This is a genomic window from Kitasatospora sp. DSM 101779 (genome assembly GCF_025655475.1).
Classification (GTDB): domain Bacteria; phylum Actinomycetota; class Actinomycetes; order Streptomycetales; family Streptomycetaceae; genus Kitasatospora.
Map to the genome: position 1 here is coordinate 6892676 of NZ_JAHTIK010000001.1, position 6324 is coordinate 6898999.

Sequence of the window (6324 nt, forward strand, 5' to 3'; positions counted from 1 at the left end):
CCGGGGACGCGCACGGTGGGCCCGGCCGGGGCGGCCGCTCCGGCCGGCCGCTCCGGGCCGTCGTCGGACAGCACCTCGTCGAGTGCGGCCTGCAGGGCGGGGCCGGGCCGGATGCCCAGTTCGCGGTCCAGCCGCCGACGGGTCCGGTGGTACGCGGTGAGCGCGTCCGCCGGCCGTCCGGCCCGGTGCAGGCAGCGCATCAGCAGCGCCACCAGTTCCTCCTGCAGCCCGTCCGTCCGCACGTGCTGCTCCAGCACGGCGACGGCGGCCGCCCCGGTGCCCCGGCGCAGGTGCAGCGACGCCCAGCGGAGCAGCACGTCGGTGCGGGTCCGGTTCAGGTGGTCCACCAGGGCGGTGCGCAGCGGGGTGTCGGGGAGGTCGGCCAGGGCCTCGCCGCGCCACAGCCGCAGAGCCTCCTCCAGCAGGGCCACCGCCTCGGCGTCGTCGAGCGGGCCGGTTGCGGCGGCGGGTCCCGCGGTACGGGCCGCCAGCGCGTCCAGGCGCAGCGCGTCCACATCGTCCGCCGGCCCCGTCAGCAGGTAGCCGCCGGCCCGGGTGTGCAGGTCGAACGGGGTGTCGACGAGGACTTTGCGCAGGGCGGCGACGTGCCCCTGCACCGCCGCCCGCGCACTGGTCGGCGGCCGGTTGCCCCACAGCACCTCGCAGAGCCGCTCCACGGGCACGACACGTCCGAGTTCCAGCGCCAGCAGCGCCAGCACCGCCCGGCGTTGGGCCCCCGACACCGTGGTGAAACCGGGCGGTCCGGTCCGCAGTTCCACCGGCCCGAGCAGCCGGATCCGCACCCCTCACCCCCACTGTCCCCGCCGTCCGGCGCCACAGGTCGGCGCCGGGGGACGCAGTGTAGTGTGCGTACTTGTCCGGGATGTGTCACGGCCCAGCCGGTGGACGCGGCGGGCACGGGAGCGACCGGCGGGGGCCCGCGGTGGGCGGACATGCCGGGGGGAGGCCCGGAAGGGCCCGGCACGGGGAGAGACGCGTGCACATCGATCTGCTGGGGCCCGTGGTCGTGCGGCGGCCGGACGGCGCCGTCGTGACGCCCTCGGCACTGAAACGGCGGGCGCTGCTCTGCGCCCTGGCCGTGAACCTCAACCGGACGGTGTCCACCGGCGAACTGATCGAACTGGTCTGGGACGGCGCCGCGCCGCCCACCGCGCTGGCAGCCCTGCAGGGACACGTCGCCGCACTGCGCCGACTGCTGGACGGGCCGGGGTTCGCCCTGGAGACCCGGGGCTCCGGATACCTGCTGGCCGGTGACCCCGAGAGGGTCGATGTCCTGCGCTTCGCCCGACTCTGCGAGGAGACGGCGGCCCTGCCGGGCGAGCCGGTCGGCCCCGCCGCGGCGGCCCGGGGAGGAGGCCCCGTTCCGCTGCTGCGGACCGCGCTGGACCTGTGGCGAGGGCCCGCGCTCGCCGACTGCGGCTCGGTCCGGTTGCGCGAACGGGAGCTCCCGCACCTCACCGGCCTGCGGCTCGACGCGCTGGAACGGCTGGCCGAGAACCTGCTGCGGGCCGGCCGGGGCGGCGAGGCCGTCGCCCGGCTGACCGAGGTCGCCGACGCCCACCCGTCCCGGCGGACCCTGGCCACCATGCTGGTGCGCTGCCTTCAGCAGGACGGGCGGCACCTGGAGGCGCGGGAGCGGTTCGACCGCATGCCGGTCCGCCCCGCCGGGCCGCCCGGGGCGCGCCCGCGCGGCACGGGAACACCCCCGGTCGCCCGGCCCCCCGTGCCCGACCGCCACTTCTGCGGCCGAAGCCTCGAACTCGCCCGGCTGGACGAGGCGCTGCCCGCCGCCCGGACCGGCCGCCCGGTCCTGGTCACGGGCCCGGCGGGGGCGGGCAAGACCGCCCTGGTCCGGTACTGGGCCGCGCAGCGGGCCGGGCACTTCCCGGACGGCATCCTGGACGCCGCCCTGGGCGGGTTCGGCCCGGCCGGGCCACGGGAACCCGCCGACGTCCTGGGCGGTTTCCTCACCGCGCTCGGCGTCGCCCCGGACGACCTCCCCGCGTCGACGGCCGAACGCTCCCGCCGCTACCGCGAACTCGTCGCCGGCCGGCGGATGGTGGTCCTGCTCGACGACGCGGCCTCCCGGGAACAGATCCTCCCGCTCCTGCCCGACCCGCCGCCGCCCGGCGCCGAAGGCGCGGGGCCGACTCCGGTCGCCGTCGTCACCAGCCGCAGCCGGCTGCACCGCCTGCTGGTCCACGAGGGCGGCGTCCCGGTGCCGTTGGGCGCCCTCACCCACGAGGACGCCGTCACGCTGCTCGCCGGCGCCTGGGGGCCGGACCGGGCCGAGGACGCCCCGGGCGTCGCCGAACTCATCGAACGCTGCGAGCGCCTGCCGCTCGCCCTGCGCCTGGCCGCCGCCCGGCTGGCCGCCCGGCCGGACTGGTCGGCGAGCGCTCTCGCCGATGAACTCGCCGACCCGGAGGCGGGGTTGACAGCCCTCTCGGGGGCCGGCAGCGGACCGGCGGCTGCCCCGGCCGGCCTGGTCGCCGCCCTGGACCGGACACACCGGACGCTGGCTCCCCCCGCGGCCCGGCTGTTCGCGCTGCTGGGCCTGCACCCCGGAGAGGTGATCGACACCGGAGCTGCGGCCGCCCTCGCCGGCACCCCGCGCACCGCCACCCGCACCCTGCTGGCCGAACTGGACGCGGTCCACCTGCTGGACGAGGCGGCCCCCGGCCGCTACACCAGGCGCGAATCGGTGCGCCGCTACGCCGCCCGGTACGCCGCCGAGCTCGGCCGGGACGAACGGTCCGCCGCCCTCGACCGGCTGATCGACCACTACCTGGACGTCACCGCCGACTGGACGGCCGCGTGCGCCGCGGACGGCGGGCCGGCGTCGATCAGGGGCGCGTTCGAGAAGGAGGAGGGCGGCCTGCGCGCCCTCGTGCTCCTCGGTGAGCGCAACGGCCCGGCCTCCGGCACCTGGCGGCTCGCCCACCGCACGGCCCTGCTCCACGAGGAGACCGACCACGACCGGTCCCACTGGCGGACCGTCGCCGAGGCCGGACTGCGCGCAGCCCGGGCCGGGAACGACGACGCGGCCGTCGCCCGGCTCGGCACGGACCTCGCCGTCCTCCACACCGTGCGGGCTGCCCACCACGCGGCCGCCGTCCAACTGGAGCTCGCAGTCGCGGCGGCCGACCGGGCCGGGGACGAGGTCCTGCGTCACGACTGCCGAAGCCGGGTGGCCGCCGCGCTGCTGCGCACCGGGCAGCACTGCCGGGCCCTGCCCATGCTGGTCCACCTGGTGGAGGCCGCCCGCACCCCGCCCACCGCCCACCTGCTGGTGCCCGCACTGACCGGCCTCGCCGACGCCCTGGTCATGGCCGGGGAACCGGGTCCGGCCCTCGCTCACGCCGACGAGGCCGTCCGGGCCGCCACCACCCGCTCCGAGGACGCCGCGGCCGTCCTGGCGCTCCACAGCCGCGCCCGGGCCCTGCACGCGCTCGGTCGGCGCGAAGCCGCGATCTCCTCCGCCCGGCTCGCGGTCGCCCTGGGCCGGACCGCCGGCGTTCCCGCGGCCGAGAAGCGCGCCAACGAACTGCTCGCAGACCTGCTGGGCGCGATCGGCCGGGGCCTCGAGGGCCCCGTGCCCCCTCGGCGGGCAGCAACGCCGACCGCCGCCCCCTGACCCGGCCCGCCCCACCCGCCCCGACGCGGCCCCGCGCGCCCCACCGCACCCGGGCACCGGCGGTTTTGGGGAAAAGAAGAGGCAGAACCGGGTGAGGAACCACCGGCGGTTCTGCAAGCAGAACGCCCATGGATACTTCTGCCTGTTCAGGCAGAAGTGCCGAACGCACGCACGCGTGCGGGCACGGCGTGACCGGATGGGCGGGAGACGGGGCATGGCGGCTGGGGACGGCGGCAGGACCGAAGCGGGCGAGTTCGGCCGGCTGTTGGCCGGGTACCGGACGGCGGCGGGTCTGACCCAGGAGGAGCTCGCCGCAGCCGCCGGTGTCAGCCTGCGCGCCCTCGGCGACATGGAACGCGGCCGCACCCGCGGGCCGCAGCGCCGCACCGTCCGGGCGCTGGCCGCCGCCCTGCACCTGGCGGACGACCGGGCCCGGGCGCTGGACCGGGCCGCCCAGTCCGGGCGTCCTCGCAGCGTGCGGCCCGAACCCGCCCCGGTCGAGGACCACGGCTCGGCGCTCCGGGCGCCGGCTGTCGGCGAGGGGCAGAGCTCCCTCGCCCTGCCCCGCGACATCGCCGACTTCACGGCCCGCGAGGACGTGCTCGCAGAACTCGTCGCCCTCGCCTCGGAGGACCTGCCCGCGCACCCCCGCGTGGTGCTCGTCAACGGCCAGCCCGGTCTCGGCAAGACGGCCTTCGCCCTGCACGCCGCCCACGTCCTGGCCGGGCGCTTTCCCGGCGGCCAGCTCTCGCTCAACCTCGGCGGCATGTCCGCGCAGCCCCTGTCCGCGCACGACGCCCTCGGCCAGGTGCTTCGCGCCCTGGGGGTCCGGGACGCGGCCGTGCCCGTCGGCGCGGAGGAACGGGCGGGGCTCTACCGGGCACTGGTGCGCGAGCGGCGGCTGCTCCTGGTCCTGGACGACGCCGCCGACGAAGGCCAGGTGCGCCCGCTGCTGCCGGGCTCCGGGCCGACGGTGACCATGGTGACCAGCCGCAACCTGCTGCCGGGGCTGGAGTCGGTGCGCCGGCTGAGCCTGGACGTGCTCACCGCGGCCGAGGCGGCAGACATGCTCGCCCGGATCGCGGGCCGCGAGCGGATCGAGGCCGCACCGGACGCGACCGCGGAACTGGCCCGGCTGTGCGGCTACCTGCCGCTGGCCCTGCGGATCGCCGGGCAGCGACTGGTCGCCCGGCCACAGCAGACCGTCGCCCACCTGGTGCGCCAACTGGCCGCGGAGGAGAACCGCCTGGACCTGCTGCAGACCGGTGACCTGGCGATCCGCCCCGCTTTCGAACTGTCCTACCGCCGGCTGCCCGCCGAGTCCCGGCTGGTACTCCGGCGCTGCGCCCTGACGGCGGGACCGGACTTTACGGCAGCCGTCGCCGCGGCCCACACCGGCCTCTCGGAGGGCCGCACCGAACTGCTCCTGGAGCAACTGGCCGACGCGGGCCTGGTCCAGGCGCTCGGCGCGGACCGTTACCGGCTGCACGACCTGGTACGGCTCTGCGCCGGCGAGCGGCTGACCGTCGACGAGACGGCCGAGGAGGTGGCACAGGCCCGTGACCGGGCCGCCCGCCTGCTGCTCGGCCGCACCATCGCCTGCGGGCTGCGGTTCGACCCCGAGCACGCCGAGGACGACACCGGGACCGCCGAGGCGGGACAGTGGCTGGAACGGGAGCACCCCGACTGGCTGGCCGCCCTGCACCTGGCGCAGCGGACCGGACACCACCGCGAAGTGATCGACACCGCCGAGGCCGTGCACTGGTTCTCCGACCGGCTCATGAGCTGGGGCATCTGGGAAGAGGTGTTCCAGCTCTCGGTGGACGCGGCCCGCGCGCTCGGCGACCGGCAGGCCGAGACCGTGCACGTCAACTACCTCGCCTGGACCTACGTCACCTGCCTGCACAGGTACCGGCGGGGCATCGAACTGGCCTCCGAGGGGCTGAGGTTGGCGCAGGAGCTGGGCGACCGCGAACAGCAGGGCTGGGCGCTGGTCTACCTCGCCACCGGTCTGCGCAACCTGCAACGCCACCACGAGGCCCTCGACGCCCTCCAGCGGGCGGCGGACGCGTTCGCCCGGATCGACAACCGCTCGGCGGCGATCGGCCGGCTGGTCGCGATGCGCGTCACCGCCACCTGCCTGCGCGAGTCCGACCGGGCGGAGGAAGCGATGGGCACCCGCCGACGCGTCCTCGCCAGCGCGCTGGAACTGGTGGAGCGCCGGCCCTCGCCGCCGATGCATCTGCTGGCCGCCATGACCGCGCACGAACTGGGCCTGGACTGCGCGGCATTGAAGCACTGGTCGGCCGCCGAGACGGCCTACAGGCAGGCCCTCGTGCACTACGAGGAGGCCGGCCGGCCCGACAGCATGACCAAGACCCTGACCGAACTGGGCACCGCGCTGATCGAGCAGGGCCGCGCCGCGGAGGCCCGGGAACTGCTCACCGAGGCGCTCAGCGGGCTCAGCGAGGACAGCCGCACCGACCCGGACACCCGGCGCCCCCTCGGCCGCGGCCCGGTCCCGCACAGGTAGGCCGCGCGCTGCTCCGCGGCGTTCCGGCCGGCCGGGACCGGCGGCCGTCGGCCCGGGCCGGATCCCGGCGGGTCACCAGGACGCCTCGGCCCCGACCCCGTCCGTCGCGGTCGTCCGGCCACCGGCGCCGGTG

3 protein-coding genes are annotated in these 6324 nt (G+C 77.1%); 2 read left to right on the top strand and 1 reads right to left on the bottom strand.

Features of this window, described 5'->3' with window-relative positions; all coding sequences use genetic code 11:
- The coding region (locus tag KSNIM_RS31285) for an AfsR/SARP family transcriptional regulator (protein ID WP_263106484.1) at positions 1-803 on the bottom strand (803 nt) is incomplete at its 3' end.
- Between the two features lie 194 nt (positions 804-997).
- Here KSNIM_RS31285 and KSNIM_RS31290 point away from each other — a divergent pair.
- A complete protein-coding gene (locus tag KSNIM_RS31290; protein ID WP_263106485.1) occupies positions 998-3658 on the top strand; it encodes a BTAD domain-containing putative transcriptional regulator in 2661 nt (886 codons plus the stop codon).
- A 214-nt stretch (positions 3659-3872) separates the two neighbouring features.
- The gene (locus tag KSNIM_RS31295) at positions 3873-6191 is read left to right on the top strand and encodes an ATP-binding protein (protein WP_263106486.1); all 2319 of its coding nucleotides are present in this window, start codon (positions 3873-3875) and stop codon (positions 6189-6191) included.
- Positions 6192-6324 lie beyond the last annotated feature (133 nt).